This window comes from Methylobacterium trifolii (genome assembly GCF_022179685.1).
Taxonomy (GTDB): Bacteria; Pseudomonadota; Alphaproteobacteria; order Rhizobiales; family Beijerinckiaceae; genus Methylobacterium; species Methylobacterium trifolii.
In genome coordinates, this window is record NZ_BPRB01000038.1 from 1 (window position 1) to 19,594 (window position 19,594).

At 68.2% G+C, this 19,594-nt stretch carries 17 protein-coding genes and 1 pseudogene; 10 read left to right on the top strand and 8 right to left on the bottom strand.

Going from position 1 to position 19,594, the window contains the following annotated elements:
- Window positions 1-244: 244 nt before the first annotated feature.
- Together COGEMETH_RS03330 and COGEMETH_RS03335 are read right to left on the bottom strand one after the other, a co-directional pair.
- Window positions 245-1,234, bottom strand: coding sequence for a zinc-dependent alcohol dehydrogenase family protein (locus tag COGEMETH_RS03330; RefSeq protein WP_238181208.1), 990 nt, complete (start codon window positions 1,232-1,234; stop codon window positions 245-247).
- Window positions 1,235-1,334: 100 nt separating this feature from the next.
- Window positions 1,335-1,970 carry an NADPH-dependent F420 reductase gene (locus tag COGEMETH_RS03335; protein WP_238181209.1) on the bottom strand — a complete coding sequence of 212 codons (636 nt, stop codon included), beginning with the start codon at window positions 1,968-1,970 and terminating at the stop codon, window positions 1,335-1,337.
- A gap of 116 nt (window positions 1,971-2,086) precedes the next feature.
- Here COGEMETH_RS03335 and COGEMETH_RS03340 point away from each other — a divergent pair, with 116 nt between their 5' ends.
- Complete coding sequence (locus COGEMETH_RS03340; RefSeq protein ID WP_306421723.1) at window positions 2,087-2,908, top strand: LysR substrate-binding domain-containing protein; 822 nt, start codon at window positions 2,087-2,089, stop codon at window positions 2,906-2,908.
- Window positions 2,909-3,107: 199 nt separating this feature from the next.
- Here the strand turns inward: COGEMETH_RS03340 and COGEMETH_RS03345 are convergent, their stop codons facing one another.
- The gene (locus COGEMETH_RS03345) at window positions 3,108-3,512 is read right to left on the bottom strand and encodes a hypothetical protein (RefSeq protein WP_238181210.1); all 405 of its coding nucleotides are present in this window, start codon (window positions 3,510-3,512) and stop codon (window positions 3,108-3,110) included.
- Between the two features lie 109 nt (window positions 3,513-3,621).
- Between COGEMETH_RS03345 and recO the strand changes: the two genes are divergently transcribed.
- On the top strand, window positions 3,622-4,344 hold the full coding sequence (gene recO / locus COGEMETH_RS03350; RefSeq protein WP_238181211.1) for a DNA repair protein RecO: 723 nt from the start codon (window positions 3,622-3,624) through the stop codon (window positions 4,342-4,344).
- Between the two features lie 42 nt (window positions 4,345-4,386).
- On the top strand, window positions 4,387-6,639 hold the full coding sequence (gene parC / locus COGEMETH_RS03355; protein ID WP_238181212.1) for a DNA topoisomerase IV subunit A: 2,253 nt from the start codon (window positions 4,387-4,389) through the stop codon (window positions 6,637-6,639).
- Window positions 6,640-6,846: 207 nt separating this feature from the next.
- Here the strand turns inward: parC and COGEMETH_RS03360 are convergent, their stop codons facing one another.
- Window positions 6,847-7,731, bottom strand: a complete 885-nt coding sequence (locus COGEMETH_RS03360) for a DNA-3-methyladenine glycosylase family protein (protein ID WP_238181213.1) — start codon at window positions 7,729-7,731, stop codon at window positions 6,847-6,849.
- A gap of 10 nt (window positions 7,732-7,741) precedes the next feature.
- Window positions 7,742-8,608 carry an NAD(P)-dependent oxidoreductase gene (locus COGEMETH_RS03365; protein WP_238181214.1) on the bottom strand — a complete coding sequence of 289 codons (867 nt, stop codon included), beginning with the start codon at window positions 8,606-8,608 and terminating at the stop codon, window positions 7,742-7,744.
- Between the two features lie 205 nt (window positions 8,609-8,813).
- Between COGEMETH_RS03365 and COGEMETH_RS03370 the strand changes: the two genes are divergently transcribed.
- The 6 genes from COGEMETH_RS03370 to COGEMETH_RS03395 all read left to right on the top strand — a co-directional run bounded on the left by COGEMETH_RS03370 (window position 8,814) and on the right by COGEMETH_RS03395 (window position 17,571).
- Window positions 8,814-10,871 carry a carbon starvation CstA family protein gene (locus tag COGEMETH_RS03370; RefSeq protein WP_238181215.1) on the top strand — a complete coding sequence of 686 codons (2,058 nt, stop codon included), beginning with the start codon at window positions 8,814-8,816 and terminating at the stop codon, window positions 10,869-10,871.
- Between the two features lie 4 nt (window positions 10,872-10,875).
- The gene (locus COGEMETH_RS03375) at window positions 10,876-11,100 is read left to right on the top strand and encodes a YbdD/YjiX family protein (protein WP_238181216.1); all 225 of its coding nucleotides are present in this window, start codon (window positions 10,876-10,878) and stop codon (window positions 11,098-11,100) included.
- A gap of 121 nt (window positions 11,101-11,221) precedes the next feature.
- Complete coding sequence (locus tag COGEMETH_RS03380) at window positions 11,222-11,656, top strand: tellurite resistance TerB family protein (RefSeq protein ID WP_238181217.1); 435 nt, start codon at window positions 11,222-11,224, stop codon at window positions 11,654-11,656.
- Between the two features lie 145 nt (window positions 11,657-11,801).
- On the top strand, window positions 11,802-13,085 hold the full coding sequence (locus COGEMETH_RS03385; protein ID WP_238181218.1) for a YjgN family protein: 1,284 nt from the start codon (window positions 11,802-11,804) through the stop codon (window positions 13,083-13,085).
- On the top strand, window positions 13,085-14,215 hold the full coding sequence (locus COGEMETH_RS03390) for a M48 family metallopeptidase (RefSeq protein WP_238181219.1): 1,131 nt from the start codon (window positions 13,085-13,087) through the stop codon (window positions 14,213-14,215). Before COGEMETH_RS03385 ends, COGEMETH_RS03390 begins: the two co-directional genes overlap by 1 nt.
- Before the next feature lie 128 nt (window positions 14,216-14,343).
- Window positions 14,344-17,571, top strand: coding sequence for an efflux RND transporter permease subunit (locus COGEMETH_RS03395; protein ID WP_238181220.1), 3,228 nt, complete (start codon window positions 14,344-14,346; stop codon window positions 17,569-17,571).
- Window positions 17,572-17,683: 112 nt separating this feature from the next.
- Here the strand turns inward: COGEMETH_RS03395 and COGEMETH_RS03400 are convergent.
- The 3 genes and pseudogenes from COGEMETH_RS03400 to COGEMETH_RS03410 form a co-directional block, all read right to left on the bottom strand.
- Window positions 17,684-18,496: pseudogene (locus COGEMETH_RS03400) on the bottom strand (TonB-dependent siderophore receptor).
- An 18-nt stretch (window positions 18,497-18,514) separates the two neighbouring features.
- Window positions 18,515-18,886 (bottom strand): hypothetical protein, encoded by a 372-nt coding sequence (locus COGEMETH_RS03405; protein WP_238181221.1) that lies wholly within the window; start codon window positions 18,884-18,886, stop codon window positions 18,515-18,517.
- Window positions 18,887-18,959: 73 nt separating this feature from the next.
- Entirely contained in the window at window positions 18,960-19,367 is a 408-nt protein-coding gene (locus COGEMETH_RS03410; protein WP_238181222.1) for a hypothetical protein, read from the bottom strand.
- A 54-nt stretch (window positions 19,368-19,421) separates the two neighbouring features.
- On the opposite strand from COGEMETH_RS03410, the gene COGEMETH_RS03415 reads away from it, so the two are divergent.
- Window positions 19,422-19,594: transposase (locus COGEMETH_RS03415; RefSeq protein ID WP_238181223.1), on the top strand; the 173-nt coding region annotated here is incomplete at its 3' end.

Genomic DNA, 19,594 nt, shown 5'->3' on the forward strand with positions numbered 1-19,594 from the left:
GGCGCGGGCGATGAGGTCGAGGCTGAGGTCAAGGGGACGCGGCATGGGGGAATCGGAGCATTCCCCGTGCCGCGGCGCAAGGGTGGGTCGGCATCTGGAACGGTGCGATTCGGAATCAGGCTGGACCGACCGCAACGTGTGGCTAACGGACCTTGGCTCTTGATCCGGAAGCAGACATGCTCCTACAGCAGAACGGCCCCGCCGAAGCGAGGCCGATGTTGTCTGTCGATCGGGCAGCCACCGCTCAGACCGTCAGCACGATCTTTCCAACCTGCTCGTTGCTCTCCATGAAGCGGGTGGCCTCTACGATCTCATCGAGCTTGAAAGTCTTGGCGATGACGGGCTTCAAGGCACCAGAGGCCAGCCCCTCCACGATGAACGCCTTGGCTTGCTCCAACCGCTGCGGGTCCTTGGTGATCTCGAAAAGCTGGTAGCCTCGGATGGTAAGGTCCTTGCCGAGCAGGGCCAGCACGGGCACCGGCACGTCGCTAAAGTCGAGCGCGCCGTATTGGAAGAAGATGCCGAGGAACGATAGGGCTTCGAGAATCTTCGGCACCTCCGAGCCACCCACGGGGTCGAAGGCAATGCGCGCCCCCTTACCGCTGGTGATCTTCTTCACCTCCGCGACAAGATCCTGCTCTGTCGTGGCGATGACGTGCTGAGCACCCGCCGCGAGCAGCGTGTCTCGCTTCGAGCCGCCGCGTGTCAGCGCGACCGAGACGCCTCCCAGCATGTTGACGATCTGAATAGCGGCCAAGCCGACGCTCGACGACGCCGCTCGGATCAACACCACGTCGCCCGGCTGCACCTTCGCGATATCGACCAGCGCCCCGTAGGCGGTCGTGAACATCATCCAGGTGGCGGCGGCCTGCTCCCACGACAGGTTCTCCGGATGCTTCACCACTCCGAAGGCCGGAGCGTTCACCAACTCGCCGTGTAAACCATACTCACCGAGCATGAAGCACGGCACGACGCTGACCTTGTCGCCAAGCTCGAAGCCCTCGACGCCGGGGCCGACCTTCTCGATGACACCCGCCGCCTCGTAGCCGCTGATCGCCGGGAATTGCGGTTCGGTCACGTACTGACCAGTCCGGAACATCACTTCCGCCCGATTCATGCCGAGCGCTCTGGCCCTGATCTGGACCTCGCCTTCACGCGGCGCGGGCACCTCGACGTTCTCGATCTTCAGGACTTCGGGGCCACCGGTCTCATGGAAACGAACGATACGGCTCATGATGGACACTCTCTCTGAATTGGGGAGTTACGCTCCACTTCCGTGCTGAGCCTCGCGCCCTGATTAGGCACTGGCTGAAGCTGGGATGGTCGAGAAGGGATCAGGCAGCAGCCTTGACCCACGCCGGGGCGACGCCCGTGCCCTGGCCGAGAAAGAAGCCGAAGTGGATGTTGAGCTCGCCCATCGGCTCCAGGAACCGCGCGTTTGACAAGGGACCGCTGTCCACGGGTTCGAAGCCGCCCTTGGCGGCAAGGTCGAACACCGTCTTTTTGGCTGTCTCGTCGTCAGCCGCCACAAATGTTTGAACCCGAACACGTCCCGAGCGCGCTTCGGACGGGAGGAGTTGCGCGAAGACCGTGTTGAACGCCTTCACGATCTTGGCATGCGGCGCGAGCTTTTGCAGTTCCTCGGCGGCCGAACTCGTGTGCCCTAGCCGGAGGCTCTTGAAGTCCTCGGTTACGGGGTTCGAGATATCGATGATCACCTTGCCGGACAGGTCGCCAGCCGCGCGGATCGACTCCTCGAAGTGCTGACACCAGACGGCGACGAGGATCACGTCAGCGAGTTTCACCGCTGCGGCGATCCCACCGCCTTCGGCACTGCCGCCTATGTCCTGCGCGAGGCGGGAAGCCTTGGCCGGGTCACGGGCACCGATGACGACCTTTTCGCCCGTGCTGGCGAACAGCTTGGCGAAGCCGCTGCCCATATTGCCCGTTCCGATGACTGCGATTGTCATGCTCGTTCTCCTCATCCGTGTGCCGACCGCGTCGGCGTTGGGTTAGGTTTGGACCTCCTCGTTCCGGTGATAAATCGACAATCAATTGCGACACTCGATACCGGTAGTCAGGAATCATGGATCGTTTCGCCAGCATGGAGGTCTTCGCCACCGTTGCGGACACCGGCTCGTTCGCGGCGGCGGCCGATGCCGCTGGCATTTCGGCGGCGATGGTCGGCAAGCATATTCGTCAACTTGAGGAGCACCTGGGCGTGCGGCTCCTCAACCGGACGACGCGTCGGCAGAGCCTCACCGATGCCGGGCGGGATTTCCTTGAACGCACGCGCATCGTGCTGGCAGAGTTGGAAGCGGCAGAAGCATTGGCGGCTGAAAGCCGAGCGAAACCCAGAGGTGAGCTTCGCATCAACGCCCCCTTTTCCTTCGGCGTACACAGCCTCTCGCCGCTGCTGCCCATCTACATGACCGAAAACCCGGAGGTGTCCGTGCGCCTCACCCTGAGCGACCGAGTGGTCGATCTTGTTGACGAAGGCTACGACTGCGTGTTCCGGGCGGGCTTGCTTCGCGACAGCGCCCTGATCGCGCGCGGCCTGCGTCCGTTGCGGCTGATCGCCTGCGCGTCGCCGACCTACCTCGCGCAGCATACCCAACCGAAGCGCCCTAGCGATCTCGCGCGGCACACCTGCCTTGGCTTCGCCGGTTCTGCCCTCGAAGAGCGCTGGACCTTCTACGGCGATGGGGGTGAAACGATCGTGCCGATCGTCTCGCGGTTCTCGACCAACAGCGGTGAGGCCCTACGGCAGGCGGCCCTGGCAGGGCTGGGCATCGTCTTGCACGTCGAGGAGGTGTTGGCCGACGACGTGGCGACGGGACGGCTGGTGCACATCCTGCCTGAGTGGCGCTCGGAACGACCACTTCACATTCTCTACGCTCCGGACTGACGTCTTACGCCCAAGCTCCGGTCGTTCCTCGACTTCGCGGCGGCTCGCTTCGGACCTGCTTCGCATCGGCCACAAGTCGGGTCGTCCCCGTAGTAGGTCTCAGTCTGACCGAGCAGCCCGCAGGCGGACGTTCCTGATCTCTGCAAAGGGTCGACAGCGGTCGGTCGAGCCGGCCGATACGCCACGCCAAAACACCGCCTCAACGCCCGTTGCCGAGGCGATCCAACTCCGAAAACGGCTCGCTGCGGTGCCCGGAGCAGACCTCGTCGTCGTCGATCACGCTGATGCGGCCGGCCGCCTTGTCCTCACGGACCACCACCTTCGGGCGCTCCGCCTTGCCGAAGCTGCGCCCCTTCATCTGGCTCGACACGCAGTAGAGGGTGCGCCCGCCATCTTCGAACGGCCCGGCGATGCGGCTGCTCTCGAACCGCACCGGCAGCAGCGAGACCGAGCCGAAGGCGACCTGCGCGAGCGCCAGCGCCGCGATCTTTTCGCGCAAGGTCGCGGGTGCGGCGGCCTCCGGCGCGGGGCTCGCCGTGGTGCAGCCCGACACGGCAAGCGAGACGGCGAGCAGCGCGGCATGGTGCGGGTGCGGAAGCGGCATCCAAAAAATCCTCCCTGGCGACCTAGGGTTATCGCCCCTGCCGGCCGTCCGGAAGCGCTGGACGCACCGGGGCTGTCGCAAACTCCGGCAAATTCCCTATGGTGGTCCCATGCAGTGGACCGACGACGCCCTCGTGCTCGGCGTGCGCAGGCACGGGGAGACGGGCGCCGTTCTGGAGGCCCTGACCCGCGCGCACGGGCGCCATCTCGGCCTCGTCCACGGCGGGCGCTCGCGCCGGATGCAGCCCGTGCTCCAGCCCGGCAACCGGGTGCGGGTGACGTGGCGGGCCCGCCTCGACGAGGGCCTGGGCGCCTACCGGGTCGAGCCCCTGGACTCACAGGTCTCGCGGCTGATCGGATCGAGTCTGGCCCTCTACGGCGTCACCCACATGGCCGGGCTGCTGCGCCTCCTGCCCGAGCGCGACCCACACCCGGACCTCTACGAGGCGGCCCGCGTGCTGGTGGAGCACCTCGACGACGGGGCGGTCGCCCCGCCGCTGATGGTGCGCTTCGAACTGGCGATCCTGTCCGAACTCGGCTTCGGCCTCGACTTTTCGGAATGCGCGGCCACGGGGGGCAACGACGCCCTCGTCTACGTCTCGCCCCGCACGGGCCGCGCGGTCAGCGCATCGGCCGGCGAGCCTTTTCGCGATCGGCTGCTGCCGTTGCCGGGCTTCCTGCGCGAGGGCGGCGCGCCGGGGCCGGACGGCGTTTCGCAAGGGTTTACCTTGACCGGGTACTTCCTGCGCCAGCACATCTGGGAACCCCGCGCCCTCCCCGTCCCGGAGGAGCGGGCACGATTCGTCGCACTCGGCCTTGCTGCCGGGACATGACGTTCGTGCTATGTTCCATTTTCAACCATCACCGGAGCCGTCATGGGCCAGCCCTTCGAGCCGCCGTCCGCCGGTGACGGCATCGAGAGCGTCGAACTGAAATCGGCGCTGGAGGAGCGCTATCTCCGCTACGCGCTCTCCACCATCATGCACCGGGCCCTGCCGGACGCCCGCGACGGCCTGAAGCCGGTGCACCGGCGCATCCTCTACGGCATGCGCCTGCTGCGCCTCGACCCGAACACCCCGCACAAGAAGTGCGCCAAGATCGTCGGCGACGTGATGGGCGACTTCCACCCCCACGGCGACCAGGCGATCTACGACGCCCTGGTGCGGCTCTCGCAGGACTTCGCCCAGCGCTATCCGCTGGTGGACGGCCAGGGCAACTTCGGCAACATCGACGGGGACGGGCCGGCGGCCTACCGCTACACCGAGGCGCGGCTCACCGAGGTCGCGCGGCTCATCCTCGACGGGTTCGACGAGGACACGGTCGACTTCAGGCCCTCCTACAACGGCGAGAAGGAGGAGCCCTCGGTCCTGCCGGCGGCCTTCCCGAACCTGCTCGCCAACGGCATCCAGGGCATCGCCGTCGGCATGGCGACCTCGATCCCGCCCCACAACGCGGCCGAGCTCTGCGACGCGGCCCTCTACCTGATCGCCCACCCGCAGGCGACCTCGCCCCAGCTCAACACCTTCGTGCAGGGGCCGGACTTCCCCACCGGTGGCATCCTGATCGATTCGGCCGAGTCGATCACGGAGGCCTACCGCACCGGCCGCGGCAGCTTCCGGGTCCGCGCCCGCTGGGCCAAGGAGGACCTGGGGCGGGGCACCTGGAACATCGTCGTCACCGAGATCCCCTACGGCATCCCGAAGGGCCGGCTGATCGAGAAGATGGCCGAACTCCTCCAGGAGAAGAAGCTGCCGCTCTTGGCCGACGTGCGCGACGAATCGGCCGAGGACGTGCGCGTGGTGCTGGAGCCGCGCTCGCGCAGCGTCGACCCCGTGATCCTGATGGAATCCCTGTTCCGGCTCACGGAGCTGGAGGCCCGCATCCCCCTCAACATGAACGTGCTGGTGGGCGGCCTCGTGCCCAAGGTGATCGGGCTCGCCGAGGTGCTGCGCGAGTGGCTCGACCACCGCCGCGTCGTGCTCCAGCGCCGCTCGCGCCACCGCCTCGGCCAGATCGAGCGGCGCCTGGAGATCCTGGGCGGCCTGCTCATCGTCTACCTCGACCTCGACGAGGTCATCCGCATCATCCGCGAGGAGGACGAGCCCAAGGCCGCGCTGATGGCCCGGTTCGAACTCACCGAACTCCAGGCCAACGCCATCCTCGACACGCGCCTGCGCTCCCTGCGCCGCCTGGAGGAGATGGAGCTGAAGCGCGAGTTCGAGGCGCTGACGCAGGAGAAGGAGGGCATTGAGGCCCTGCTCGGCTCGGAGCCTGCGCAGTGGAAGACGGTCACCCAGCAGATCCGGGCGGTCAAGAAGGCTTTCGGGCCAGAGACCCGGCTCGGCAAGCGGCGCACCACCCTCCAGAACCCGCCCGACACCGCCGGCATCGACTTCACCGCGGCCCTCGTCGAGCGCGAGCCCGTCACCGTGATCGTCTCGGCGAAAGGCTGGGTCAGGGCGCTGAAGGGCCACGTGGCCGACCTCTCCGGGGTGGCCTTCAAGGGCGACGACAGCCTCAAGATCGCGTTTCCCAGCGAGACCACGGCCAAGATCCTGCTGCTGGCCTCGAACGGCAAGGTCTACACCCTGGAGGCCGCCAAGCTGCCGGGTGGGCGGGGCTTCGGCGACCCGGTCCGCCTGATGGTCGATTTCGAGGACGGCACGGAGGTCGTCGCCGCCCTGCCCTACCGGCCGGAGAGCCGCCTGCTGATCGCCGGCACGGACGGGCGCGGCTTCCTGGCGCCGGCCGACGCGCTGGTGGCCAACACCCGCAAGGGCAAGGGCATCCTCGGGCTCGACGGGGACGCCACCGCCGCCCTCCTGGTGCCGGCGGGCGAGGGCGACCACGTGGCCGTGTGCAGCGCGGACAAGCTGCTCCTCGTCTTCCCCCTCGGCGAATTGCCGGAACTCGCCCGCGGCAAGGGCGTGCGCCTCCAGCGCTGCCGGCAGACGAGCCTGGTGGATGCCTGCGTGTTCAGGCTGAGTGACGGCCTGCCCTGGCGCGACAGCGCGGGCCAGGCGCGCCTCGCCAACCCGCAGGTGCTGGAGAAGTGGATGGGCCACCGGGCCGAGGCCGGCAGCCTGATGACGCGCAGTTTTCCGAAGTTCGAGCGCTTCGGAAGTTGATTTTTCGATGTCAGAAAATAAATTCCGGACAGTAAAATTCGCTGATTAAATCGCCTCTCCTAACAATCCCCCTCATCCTGAGGTGCTTCCGCGCAGCGGAAGCCTCGAAGGAGCCCTCCAGAAGTCTCTGCGATATCTGGAGGGCTCCTTCGAGGCTGCTTCGCAGCACCTCAGGATGAGGGGATTGATTGGAGTTCAAACAGGTCCTCAAGACACCTGCACCGGGGTATCGCTCGCCCAGAGGTGCAGGGCGGCGTAGGCGCGCCAGGGCCGCCAGCCCTCCGCCCGCGCCAGGAGCTGGGCCGGGCTCGGGCGGCCGGCGCCGAGGTCGAGGGCGCGCATCAGGCCGACGTCGCCGACCGGCAGGGCGTCGGGCTCGCGCAGGGCCCGCATGGCGATGTACTGCGCCGTCCAGGGTCCGATGCCGCGGATCGCCGTGAGCCGCGCGAGCGCCGCCGCGAGGTCGGGGCCCGGCGCGAACAGGCCGGGATCGGACAGATGCGCGGCGGACAGCGCCCGAATCGCGGCGCCCCGCGCCCGCGGCATGTTCAGGGCGGCGGCGACATCCGCCTCCACGAGGCGCTCGGGCGTGGGGAAGACGTGCGTCGGCCCCGCCCCCGTCGCCTCGGAGAGCGGCGTGCCGAAGGCGGCGACCAGGCGCCCGGCGAGCCGGGTCGCGGCCGCCACCGAGACCTGCTGCCCGAGGATGCCGCGCACGGCGAGTTCGAACCCGTCCCAGGCGCCCGGCACCCGCAGGCCGGGGCGGGCGGCCACCAGGGTCGCCAGATGCGGGTCGGCGGAGAGATGCGCGCCGATCACATTCGGGTCGGCGTCGCAGTCGAACAGGCGGCGCAGGCGCGCCCGGATTTCCGGAAGGGCCGCCGCATCCGGGAAGCGGATGTGAGCCGCAAGCGCGTCGCCAGCGCCGTGCCCGACCGTGACGAACCCCTGCCCGCCCGCGAGAGCGACGCTGCGGAGGTAGCTCTCCGACCCCACGACCTCGATGCCGGGAATCGCGCGGCCGGCCAGGAACGTCCGAATCCCGGCCCAGTCGTAGGGCGGCCTGTAGGCGAGGGCGAAGGTCTCGCCCACAGGCCCGTGCCTACCGCTCCAGGCGCGCGACCAGGCTCGACGTGTCCCAGCGGTTGCCGCCCATGGCCTGCACCTCGGCGTAGAACTGGTCCACGAGGGCGCTCACGGGGAGCTTGGCGCCGTTGCGCCGGGCCTCGTCGAGGAGGATGCCGAGGTCCTTGCGCATCCAGTCCACCGCGAAGCCGAAATCGAATTTGCCCGCGTTCATGGTGGCGCCGCGGTTCTCCATCTGCCAGGAGCCGGCCGCGCCCTTGGAGATCACGTCGAGCACCGCCTCCACGTCGAGCCCGGCGCGCTTGGCGAAGTGGACGCCCTCCGACAGGCCCTGAACCAGCCCGGCGATGCAGATCTGGTTGACCATCTTGGTGAGCTGGCCGGCGCCCGCCGGACCCATCAGCCGGCAGGCGCGGGCGTAGGCCGCGATCACCCCCTCGACCTTGGCGTAGGTGCCCGCGTCCCCGCCGCACATCACCGTGAGCACGCCGTTCTCGGCGCCCGCCTGGCCGCCTGAGACGGGGGCGTCGACGAAGCCCACACCTTTCTCGGAGGCCGCGGCGGCGAGTTCGCGGGCGACTTCGGCCGAGGCCGTGGTGTGGTCCACGAAGACCGCGCCGGCGCTCATGCCGGCCAGCGCCCCGTCCGCGCCCAGGACGACGCCGCGCAGGTCGTCGTCGTTGCCGACGCAGGCGAACACCATCTCGGCACCCTGCGCCGCCGCGCGGGGCGTGGAAGCCTGCGATCCGCCATGGGCCTTCACCCAGGCTTCGGCCTTGGCCGCGGTGCGGTTGTAGACCGTCACCGCGTGGCCCTTCCCGGCGAGATGCCCGGCCATCGGGCCGCCCATCACGCCGAGACCGAGGAACGCGACCTTCGCCATCACCGTCTCCACCGCTGATCCAGAGGCTGCGGTCTAGGATCGGGGCCGCCGGGCGTCAAACCGGGACGCCGCGCGCGCGGCGGGATGCGACAGGATCGCCCGGTTGTCCGCCCGTGGTGAACGAGACGTGTTTTCACGCGCGGAGATTTCCGTCAGAAACGAGCCCGAGTGCCGGCCCTCGAGAGCCGGCAACGGGAGCGAGACGATGGGCGCAATCGGCAAACACGGGCCCTGGGCCCTGGTGGGAGCGCTGGGCGCGGCGGCCCTGGCGATCGTCGCCACGGAGCGCGGCGAGGCGGTCAACGCCCTCTGGATCGTGGTGGCGGCGGTCTGCACCTACATCATCGCCTATCGCTACTACTCCCTGTTCATCGCCGACCACGTGATGCGCCTCGACCCGAGCCGGGTCACCCCGGCCGTACGCCACAACGATGGCCTGGACTACGTCCCCACCAACAGGACGGTGCTGTTCGGCCACCACTTCGCGGCCATCGCCGGCGCCGGCCCCCTCGTCGGCCCGGTGCTCGCCGCGCAGATGGGCTACCTGCCGGGCCTGCTCTGGATCCTGGCCGGGGTGGTGCTGGCCGGCGCCGTGCAGGACTTCATGGTGCTGTTCGTCTCGATGCGCCGCGACGGGCGCTCCCTGGGCGAGTTGATCCGGGCCGAACTCGGCACCATCCCCGGCATCATCGCCCTGTTCGGCACCTTCCTCATCATGATCATCCTGCTGGCGGTGCTGGCCCTGATCGTGGTCAAGGCGCTCGCCGACAGCCCCTGGGGCACCTTCACGGTGATGGCGACGATCCCGATCGCGATGCTGATGGGCGTGTATTCGCGCTACGTCCGGCCCGGCAAGATCGGCGAGGTCTCGATCCTCGGCTTCGTGCTCCTGATGCTCGCCATCGTCTACGGCGGCAGCATCAACGACCATCCGGTCCTGGGGCCGATGTTCACCTTCACCGGCACCCAGCTCTGCTGGATGCTGATCGGCTACGGCTTCATCGCCTCGATCCTGCCGGTCTGGCTGCTGCTCGCCCCGCGCGACTACCTCTCGACCTTCCTCAAGATCGGCACCATCGTCGGCCTGGCGCTGGGCATCGCCTTCGTCGCCCCACACCTGCGCATGCCGGCGATCACCAAGTTCGTGGACGGCACCGGGCCAGTCTGGTCGGGCCAGCTCTTCCCGTTCCTGTTCATCACCATCGCCTGCGGCGCCGTCTCGGGCTTCCACGCCCTGATCTCGTCGGGCACCACGCCCAAGCTCATCGCCACCGAGGCCGACGCCCGCTTCATCGGCTACGGCGGCATGCTGATGGAGAGCTTCGTCGCGGTAATGGCGCTGGTGGCCGCCTGCGTCATCGATCCGGCCGTCTACTTCACCATGAACTCGCCGGCCGCCCTGCTCGGCACCACACCCGAGAGCGCCGCCGCCGCGGTGACCGCGCTGGGCTTCGCCGCGACCCCCGACCTGATCGTCCAGACCGCCAAGGACGTGGGCGAGAGCAGCATCATCTCGCGGGCCGGAGGCGCGCCGACGCTCGCGGTCGGCATGGCGCACATCATCTCCAGCGCCATCGGCGGCAAGGGGATGATGGCCTTCTGGTATCACTTCGCGATCCTGTTCGAGGCCCTGTTCATCCTCACCGCCGTGGATGCGGGCACCCGCGCCTGCCGCTTCATGCTGCAGGACCTGCTCGGGCTCGCGATCCCGTCCTTCAAGCAGACCACGGCCTGGGTGCCGAGCATCCTGGCCACCGCGCTCTGCGTCTCGGCCTGGGGCTACTTCCTCTACCAGGGGGTGACCGACCCGTTGGGCGGCATCAACACCCTGTGGCCGCTCTTCGGCATCTCGAACCAGATGCTGGCCGCCGTGGCGCTGACGCTGTGCACCGTGGTGATCTTCAAGATGAAGCGCGAGCGCTACGCCTTCGTCACGATCATCCCCACGGTCTGGCTCTGCATCTGCACCCTGACCGCCGGCTACCAGAAGATCTTCTCCGCCGACCCGCGCATCGGCTTCCTGGCGCATGCCGACCGCTACGCCTCGGCGATGGCGGAGGGCAAGGTGCTGGCGCCAGCCAAGGACGCGGGCCAGATGAGCCAGATCGTGTTCAACGACCGCATCGACGCGGCGCTCGCCGCGATGTTCATCGCCCTCGTCGTGGCCATCGCCGCCTTCGGCATCCTGGCCTGCCTGCGCGCCTTCCGGGCCGACCGCTGGACCGCCCTGGAGACGGACGCGCGCGCCGTCCCGGCGGAGTAGGCGTATGCTCGACGCGCAGCAGAGCCTGCGGGACCGCTGGAAGACGCTGTCACAATGCGTCTGCGACGGCGCCCGGCTGATGGTGGGACAGGGAAACTACGCGGCCTACGCCGCGCATGTCCGCAAGACCCACCCCGACCGGGAGCCGATGACCGAGACGGAGTTCTTCCGCAACCGCGAGAACGCCCGCTTCGGCGTCGGCAACACCAGCGGGTTCCGTTGCTGCTGACCCGCCGCCGGATCGCCCGGTGCGGAGGCCGCATCGTCGGACGAGCCGGCGTGGGCAACCGCTTGCGGGCACTTGACTCGGCCGGGCCGATGCCTGCCTTTCGCCTCAGCGGGAGGTGGGCATGAGCATATTCCAGGACGCCATCCTTCGGTTCGGCCGGACGATCATGTCCTATGCCGGCGATGCGGTGTTCCTCCAGGCGGCCGTCTCGGCGGCGGCCAACGTCATCATCGCCGACGGCGACGTGGCCGAGGAGGAGATCGAATCGGCGATCACGGGCATGCGCGCCAACCCGATCCTCGAGAAATCCTACGACACCCTGCGGATCGAGCAGGAACTCTACGAGGGCATCGCCCGCGCCAAGACCCGCGCCGGGCGTATCGAGAACCTGCGCCTCGTCCAGGCCATCGTCGAGCGCCCCGTGGACCAGCGCCAGGACGTGTTCCTGATCGCGGCGGACGTGGCCGATTTCGGCGGCATCAGCGACGTGGAGCACAAGGCGCTGGACGAGATCGCCGCAAGCCTCCAGGTCGACAAGGCGACCCTGCTGCGCTGACACCGGAGGCGGCCGGACGGTGGCCGGACGCCGGCCTCTCGGCGATGTGCGTTTTCCCGCCTCGCCGATGCGCGCACCCCGCCATAAGCGTGCGGGATGCAGGAGGCGGCCGCGGCGCGGCGCCGGACTGAGCGGGAGCGGTCTGATGGATGCAGGGGGTCTGGCGGGCGGAAGCCCGTCGCGCAGAGGCGGCGTCACCTTCGACCTGCGGGTCACCGGGCTGACGGGCATCGCCGTCAAGGGCTTCCTGCTGTCGCTCGTCACCTTCGGCATCTACCGCTTCTGGTACATGACGAACCTGCGGCGCTTCTTCTGGAGCCGCACCGTCGTGGACGGCTCGCCGGGCGAGTACACCGGCACCGGCAAGGAGTTGTTCCTCGGCTTCCTCGTGGCGCTCGCCATCCTGGTGCCGGTCTATATCGGCCTGTTCGCGGTGGCCCTCGCGGTGCCGCAGATCGCGCCGTTCTCGGCCGTGATCTCGTTCCTGTTCCTGTTCGTGCTCGGGCAGTTCGCGATCTACCGCGGCCGGCGCTACCGGGCGATGCGCACCCTGTGGCGCGGCATCCGCCTCGGCCAGGACGGCTCGGGCCTCGCCTACGCCGCGATGGCCGCCGGCTGGTGGCTCGTCACGCTCCTGACCCTCGGCCTCGCCTTCCCGTTCATGCGGGCGAGCCTGGAGCGCTACCGCATCCGCCACACCCTGGTGGGGACGAGCCGGATGGAGTCCTCGGCGCGGGGCACCGCGATCCTCGGGCCCTGGCTGCTGATCTACGCGGTCGGCCTGCTGCCGCTGCTGGCCGTCGGCCTCGCCTTCCTGGCGGCCAACCACTTCACGGTCCCCGCCGACCTGTTCGTCCCCAAGGGCGGGGGCAAGCCGGGCGGTTTCGGCTTCAACCCCGCCTATGCCGGCACGGCCACCGCCACGCTGGGGATCGCCTTCGTGGTCCTGGCCGGAATCTGCCTGCCGGCGGCATTGCTGCTGATCCCCTTTTACCGGGCGCGGGAGACCCGCGCGTTCATGGCGGCGGCGAGCCTCGGGCCTGTGCGGCTGGCCTCGAGCCTGCGGGCGCGGCAGTACTACTGGCCCTACATCGTCTACGTCCTCACGATCCTCGGGTTCGTCGTCCTCGTTGCCGTGCTGGCGGCCATCGTGGGCCTCGCGGCGCAGGCAGCCGGCGGAAGCGGTACGCACTGGGCCCTAACCATCGGCGGAATCACGCTCTACCTCGGCGGAGCGCTCATCTTCACAGTCCTCCAAGTCCGCCTAATCCAAGCCCGGCTCTGGGCTGCGGTGGCGACGAGCACGGTGATCCTGGACGCGGACGCCCTGAACCGGGTGCTGGCCTCCGCGCAAGGGCCCGGCAGCGGCCTGAACGAGGGCCTCGCCGACGCACTCGACGTGGGCGGCGCCCTCCAGATCGGCTTTTGATGGAGCCGATCACGGCGGCCGGCACCTATTTCGACGGCCACAGCGCCCAGCCGCACCCGGTCTCCCTGCGCCTGACCGACCACACCCTGGAGATCGCGGGGCCGGCGTTGCGCCGCGACTGGAGCCTAATCGACCTCCGGGCCGGCGACGCCCTGCCCCCGCTGACGCGGCTCTCGGTCCCGGCCGAGCCTGGCCGCATCGAGTTCTCCGACGAGGCCCTCGCGGCGGCGCTCGCGGCCCGCTGCCCTGACCTGCGCCAGCGCCCGGAGGAAGGTGGCACTCTGAAGATCGTGCTTTGGTCGGTCGCGGCCGGTTTGTCGGTGCTCTTGGTGGCGATTTTCGGCGTTCCGGCCCTCGCCGGCCTGCTGGCGCCCCTCCTGCCGGCCGGCGTCGAATCCCGCTTCGGCGCGGCGGTAGAGGGGCAGGTCGTCAGCCTCCTCGACGATCCGCCACTCTGCAAGGACGCGGCCGCACGCGCCGTCCTCGACCGCCTCGTGGCGCGCATGACGGCAGGCGGCGGCCTGCCCCCGGACCTTAAGGTCGTGGTGCGCCGCCACAACACGGCGAACGCCCTGACGCTGCCGGGCGCCCGCGTCATCGTCCTCTCAGACCTCATCGCCAAGGCGCGGAACGCGGACGAGTTCGCGGGCGTGCTGGCCCACGAGTTCGGGCATGTCGCCGTGCGCGACCCGACGCGGGCGCTGATCCAGGCCTCGGGCACCTCGTTCCTGCTGAGCCTGATCCTGGGCGACCTCACCGGCTCCACAATCGTCGTGGCGCTCGGCCAGGCCGCCCTCTCGGCCGGCTACAGCCGCGACGCCGAGCGGGCGGCCGACGCATACGCCGTCGCGATGACGACCCGCGTCGGCGGCAACGGCGCGGGCCTTGCCGCAATCCTAGAGCGCATCGCCAAGGACGAGGCGGACGATGACGCGGCCTTTCTGCGCAGCCACCCCTTCACCCGCGAGCGCGCCGCCACCATCCGAGGACTTGCCGGGCCGGACGCGGACAAGAGGCACATTCTCGACGAGGCCGAGTGGACCGTGCTGAAGGGCATCTGCCCGGCCGACCCGAAGGGCGAGACGCCGCCACGGAAGAAGAAGGACGGGAAACCCGGCAAGGCAATGTGACCGGCCCCGGACTGCGGCATCGCGCGCGCCAGCCGGCCCGGACATGCTTTGGAAACAATCGTACCATCCGGTGGAGACTGCATTCATGATGCGATGATGGGGCACGAGAGCCGCATCGCGGAGACCGCATGGGCCTCGTTCGCTACGCGCTGAAGTTCCGCATCACGATCTACGTGTTGGCCGTGCTGATGTCGCTCGGCGGCGTGGCGGCGATCGTGGTGGCGCCCAAGGACGTGCTGCCCACCGTCGACATCCCCGTGGTCGTGGTGGTCTGGACCTATACCGGCCTCTCCACCACGGAGATGGAGCGGCGCATCACGACCTACGCCGAGTTCTCCCTCTCCAACAACGTCAACAATATCCGCCGGATGGAATCGACCACCCTGCAGGGCACGGCGGTCCAGAAGGTCTATTTCGACACGCAGGTGAGCATCGACCTGGCGATCTCCCAGGTCGTCTCGGCCATGAACTCGATCCGCTCGGCTATGCCGCCCGGCGTCCAGCCGCCGATCGTGCTGCGCTTCTCCGCCTCCTCCGTACCGGTGATCCAGCTCGCCCTGACCTCCACAAAGGAGAGTCTGACCAAAGTCTACGACTACGCCCAATACCGCATCCGCCAGCGCCTGGTGCAGGTGCCGGGGTCGACCCTGCCCTCCCCCTTCGGCGGCACGCCGCGCCAGATCATGGTCGACCTCGACCTGCACGCCCTCCAGGCCCTGGGGCTGACGGCGCTGGACGTGACCAACGCCATGACGGCGCAGAACCTCACCGTCCCATCCGGTCTGGCTAAGATCGGCGAGCAACAATACCCGATCCAGCTCAACGCCACGCCGGAGGCCCTGGAGGCCCTCAACCAGATCCCGATCAAGGTCGTGGCCGGCCAGCCCGTGCTGGTGCGCGACGTTGCCTATGTGCGCGACGGCGGCCCACCGCAGGTCAACATCGTGCGCTCGGACGGGCTGCACTCCGTGTTGATGCGCATCTTCAAGAATGGCACCGCCTCGACCCTCGACGTGGTGGAGAACGTCAAAAAGGCGCTGCCCGAGATCCGCGCCGCCGCCCCCGAGGGCATGACGATCAAGCCACTGTTCGACCAGTCGGTCTTCGTCTCGGCCGCGATCGAGGGCGTGGTGCACGAGGCCGCCATCGCCGCCTGCCTGACCGGCCTGACGATTCTCCTGTTCCTGGGCTCGTGGCGCTCGACCATCGTTGTGCTGATCTCGATCCCGCTCTCGATCCTGACCTCGCTCGCCGTGCTCGCGGCGCTAGGCGAGACCATCAACGTGATGACGCTGGGCGGCCTCGCCCTGGCGGTGGGCATCCTGGTGGACGACGCCACGGTAGCGATCGAGAACACCTACCGCCTGTTTGAGGAGGGCCAGCCTTTCCGCGAATCCGTGGTGGAGGGGGCAGCCAGCATCGCCAAGCCGACTCTGATATCGACCCTCTCGATCTGCGCGGCCTTCGTCTCGGTCTTCGCGCTGACCGACACGCCCAAATACCTGTTCACGCCGCAGGCACTAGCCGTCGTGTTCGCGATGCTGACCTCCTACCTGCTGTCGCGCACCCTGGTGCCGGTGCTGATCGACGTACTGGTGGCCCGCGAATACGCCGAGCGCCATGGCGACGGCGCGAAGCCGCCCCGGCGGGGCCGGATCGGTCGGGCGCTTGCCTATCTCTTCGGACCTCTTTTCCGCACCGCAGGCCGCTTCCGGCACGGCTTCGAGGCGCGGTTCGCCCGCTTCCACCGGGGCTATCTCGGGTTGCTGCACGCCATCCTGCGCCACCGCACCGCGACGTTGGTCTTCGTCGGTGTGATCCTAGCCGGCAGTGCGGCCCTCTTCGGCTTTGTCGGCCAGGACTACTTCCCGCAGGTCGCCTCGAGCCAGATCACGATGCACCTGCGCACCCGCCCCGGCATGCGCATCGAGACCGCCGAGCAGGTCTTCGCCGCGGTAGAATCGACGGTGCGCGAGGTGATCCCCGAGGGCGAGATCGAGCAGGTCCTCGACAACATCGGCGTGCCCTCGAACAACTACAACTTCGCCTTCTCGGACGGCTCATTCGTGGCCAACAACGACGGCCAGATGCTCATCAACCTCAAGCAGGGTCACGGCCCGGTTGCCGCCTACACCAAGCGGCTGCGCGAGACCCTGCGCGAGCGCTTCCCCGATCTCGTCGTCTACTTCCAGCCCTCCGACATCATCACGCAGATCCTCAACTTCGGCACGGTGGCGCAAATCGACATTCAGGTCTCGGGCCGCAACACAGAGAAGGACCTCGCGGTGGCGCAGGGCATCGCCGCCCGCCTCAAGGAGACCCGCGGCGCGGTGGACGTCCACCTCCATCAGATCGTGGGCACGCCGCAATTCTTCGTGGACGTGGACCGGCGCCTGGCCTCGGAACTCGGGCTGACCCAGCAGCAGGTGGCCCAGGGGCTCAACGTGTCGCTGGCCGGCTCCTTCCAGGTGACACCGAACTTCTGGTCGGACCCCAAGACCGGCATCCCCTACCAACTTTGGGTGCAGACGCCCGAATACCGCAACGACTCCCTCACGGCCCTGCGCAACACCCCGCTGCTCGTGCGCGGCGAGGGCGACCAGCCCGGCGTGCTGACGCTGCTGTCCAGCGTCGCTGACTTCCGGCGCCAGGGGGTGCAGACGGTAATCAACCACGTCAACACCGCGCCGACCTTCAACGTCTACGCAGCCGTACAGGATTCCGACCTCGGCTCGGTCGCCAAGGAGATCCGCACAATCGTGGCCGACGCGCAGAAGGACCTGCCGGCCCCTGACAAGATCAGCGTGCGCGGCCAGATCGAGAACATGGACTCGGCCTTCTTCCGCCTCGGCGTCGGGCTCGGCATCGCATTGATCGCCGTCTACCTCCTGATGGCGGTCAACTACCAGAGTTGGGGGGATCCCGTCGTGGTGCTGGCTGCCCTGCCGCTGGCCTTCTGCGGCATCGTGGCGAGCCTGTTCGTCACCGGCACGACCTTCTCGATCCCTTCCTTGTTCGGCGCGATCATGTCGGTGGGCATCGCCTCGGCGAACTCGATTCTGCTCGTCACCTTCGCCCGCGAGCATCGCGAGGCGACGGGATGCAGTGCGGCCGAGGCCGCACTGCTAGCGGGCGACACCCGGCTGCGCCCGGTGCTGATGACGGCCGGCGCGATGTTCCTGGGCCTCATTCCGATGGCGCTCGGCACTGGAGAGGGCGGCGAGCAGAACGCAGCGCTGGCGCGCGCCGTGATGGGCGGCATCGCCTTCGGCACGCCCTCGACGTTGCTGTTCGTGCCGTTCCTCTACACCTTGCTTCGGAGCGGGCCTGTGAAGCCGGTGGCGGATTACACCTGACCGGTGCGGGATCGGTCGGGTTCAGCGCGGCGGAACCATCCTCGAAGAGCTGCGCCACGGCCCGGCCGCGATCTCGCATCGGGACAATTATCAGCGTCCGAGAAATGGCCTTTCACCAACGATACGCGATCGTCCCGAAGACGTTGCGCGGCGGGTAATACCTGCACTGGGTCGCCGCAGCGCAGCCGACATAGATCTTGTCGGTGACATTGCGGTTGTTGAGCTGCGCCCGCCAGCCGGCCAGAGTGCGGTCCGCCACACCGAAATCGTAGCTCGCCACCAAGTCGAACAGCGTCGCCTCCTTGGTGTCGAACGCCGACCCCGGGATGTTGGCCGAACCGACGTAGCGCACGCCACGGCCGAGCCGCAGGCCGGGGATGCTGAAGGTTCCGATGTCGTAGGTGCCGAAGGCCGAGGCGAGGTTGTAGGGCACCACGGCGATGCGCTGGCTCAGGTTGTTCGAGTCCGTGGTCTTCGTGGTCCGGGCATCGGTGTAGGAGTGGGAGGCCACAAGCTGTAGCGGCCCGAAGTTGGTCCGGCCTTCGACCTAGAAGCCCTTCGAGCGGACTTCACCCGTCTGTGTCTGGAACGCGGAGTTGACCGGGTCCGGCACCAGGGCGTTCTTCTGGTTGATCTCGAATACCGCGGGGCTGATCAGGGTGTCCGCCCCAGAGATTTCCCAGCGCAGGCCGCCCTCGTACTGCTCGCCGGTGGTGGGCTGGAGCGGGTTCCCGTTGCGGTCGGTCTGCGCGAAGGTAGCGAAGGACTGGCTGTAGGAGACGTACGGCGCGACGCCGTGATCGGCGAGGTAGACGAGGCCGGCGCGTCCACTGATGGCGCTGTCGTTCTGCTCGATCCGAGCGCCGGTCAGGTAGGCGAGGTTCTGGGTCTTGGCGAAGTCCTGGCGTCCTCCCAGCAGCAGCACGAAGCGGTCGAACCTGATCTAGTCCTGGGCATAAAGGCCGACCTGATCGACGAGGCTCTTCGAACCGGAGTTGACGGCGAAGTTCGGCCTGGGGACGCTGAGGCCGTGGACGGGATCGTAGACGTTGAGCGTGCCGACGGTGCCGGTCTGATAGCGCTCGGAATTCAGGAAGGCGCGGTAGTAGTCGATGCCGGTGAGCAGGGTGTGCGCGACCGGTCCGGTCGCGAACTTCCCTTCGAGCGACGTGTCGCTGGTGACGCCCGTAGCGTTCTCGTTGCGAGAATTGATGCGGCGGGTGGCGGTCTGCCGGTTCGCCTGCAGGCTCGGGACCAAGAGATAGTCCCAGTCCACGCCAGCCTGATAGTAGCGCACGGCGTACCGCAGGCGCACCGCCTCCGAGAAGGCGTGATCAACGATGTAGCCGACCGCACCGGACCGGCTGTCGAACTTGTCGAAGCCGGGCTCACCATAGAACCGGTTGACGGGGAAGCGGCCGAACGGCGGGTTGTCGAGCAGCGTGCCGACCGCCGGCAGCGGCGGCTGATGCCTGGTCTGGATCTCCTGATAAATTACCCGGCAGCGTCACCGAGGTCGCGATCGACGGCCGCCACGTGATCGCCGGGGCGATGTAGCACTTGTCGTCCGGCGTGAAGTCGACGAACGTGCCGCTGTCGCGCAACAGCCGGTCAGACCATTCCCCGTCGGGGTTAACGAGGCCGGCGGAGTCGCCCGAGACCTCCTTCAGCCCGCAGGTGCCGACCGTGTAGTTCATCTTGTTGAACGGCACGCCGAGGGAGCGCTTGCTGATCGCGTTGATGTCGCAGCCCGGCCTGAGTTGCCCGTAGAGGATCGAGGCGGCGCCATTCAGCACCTCCAGCAGCTAGAGCGTGTTATGAACTTTTAGGCGACGTGTCTGTTGGTGGTGATGAGCCTTGATCGCCTTGCCTACCCGTCGGACGTGAGCGATGAGGAATGGGCTGTCGTGTCGCCTTACCTGAGGCTGATGCGAGAGGATTCCGAGCAACGGGACCACGAGCTTCGCGAGGTTTTCAACGGCCTGCGCTACATCGTCCGGACGGGGGCGGCGTGGCGGTTCAT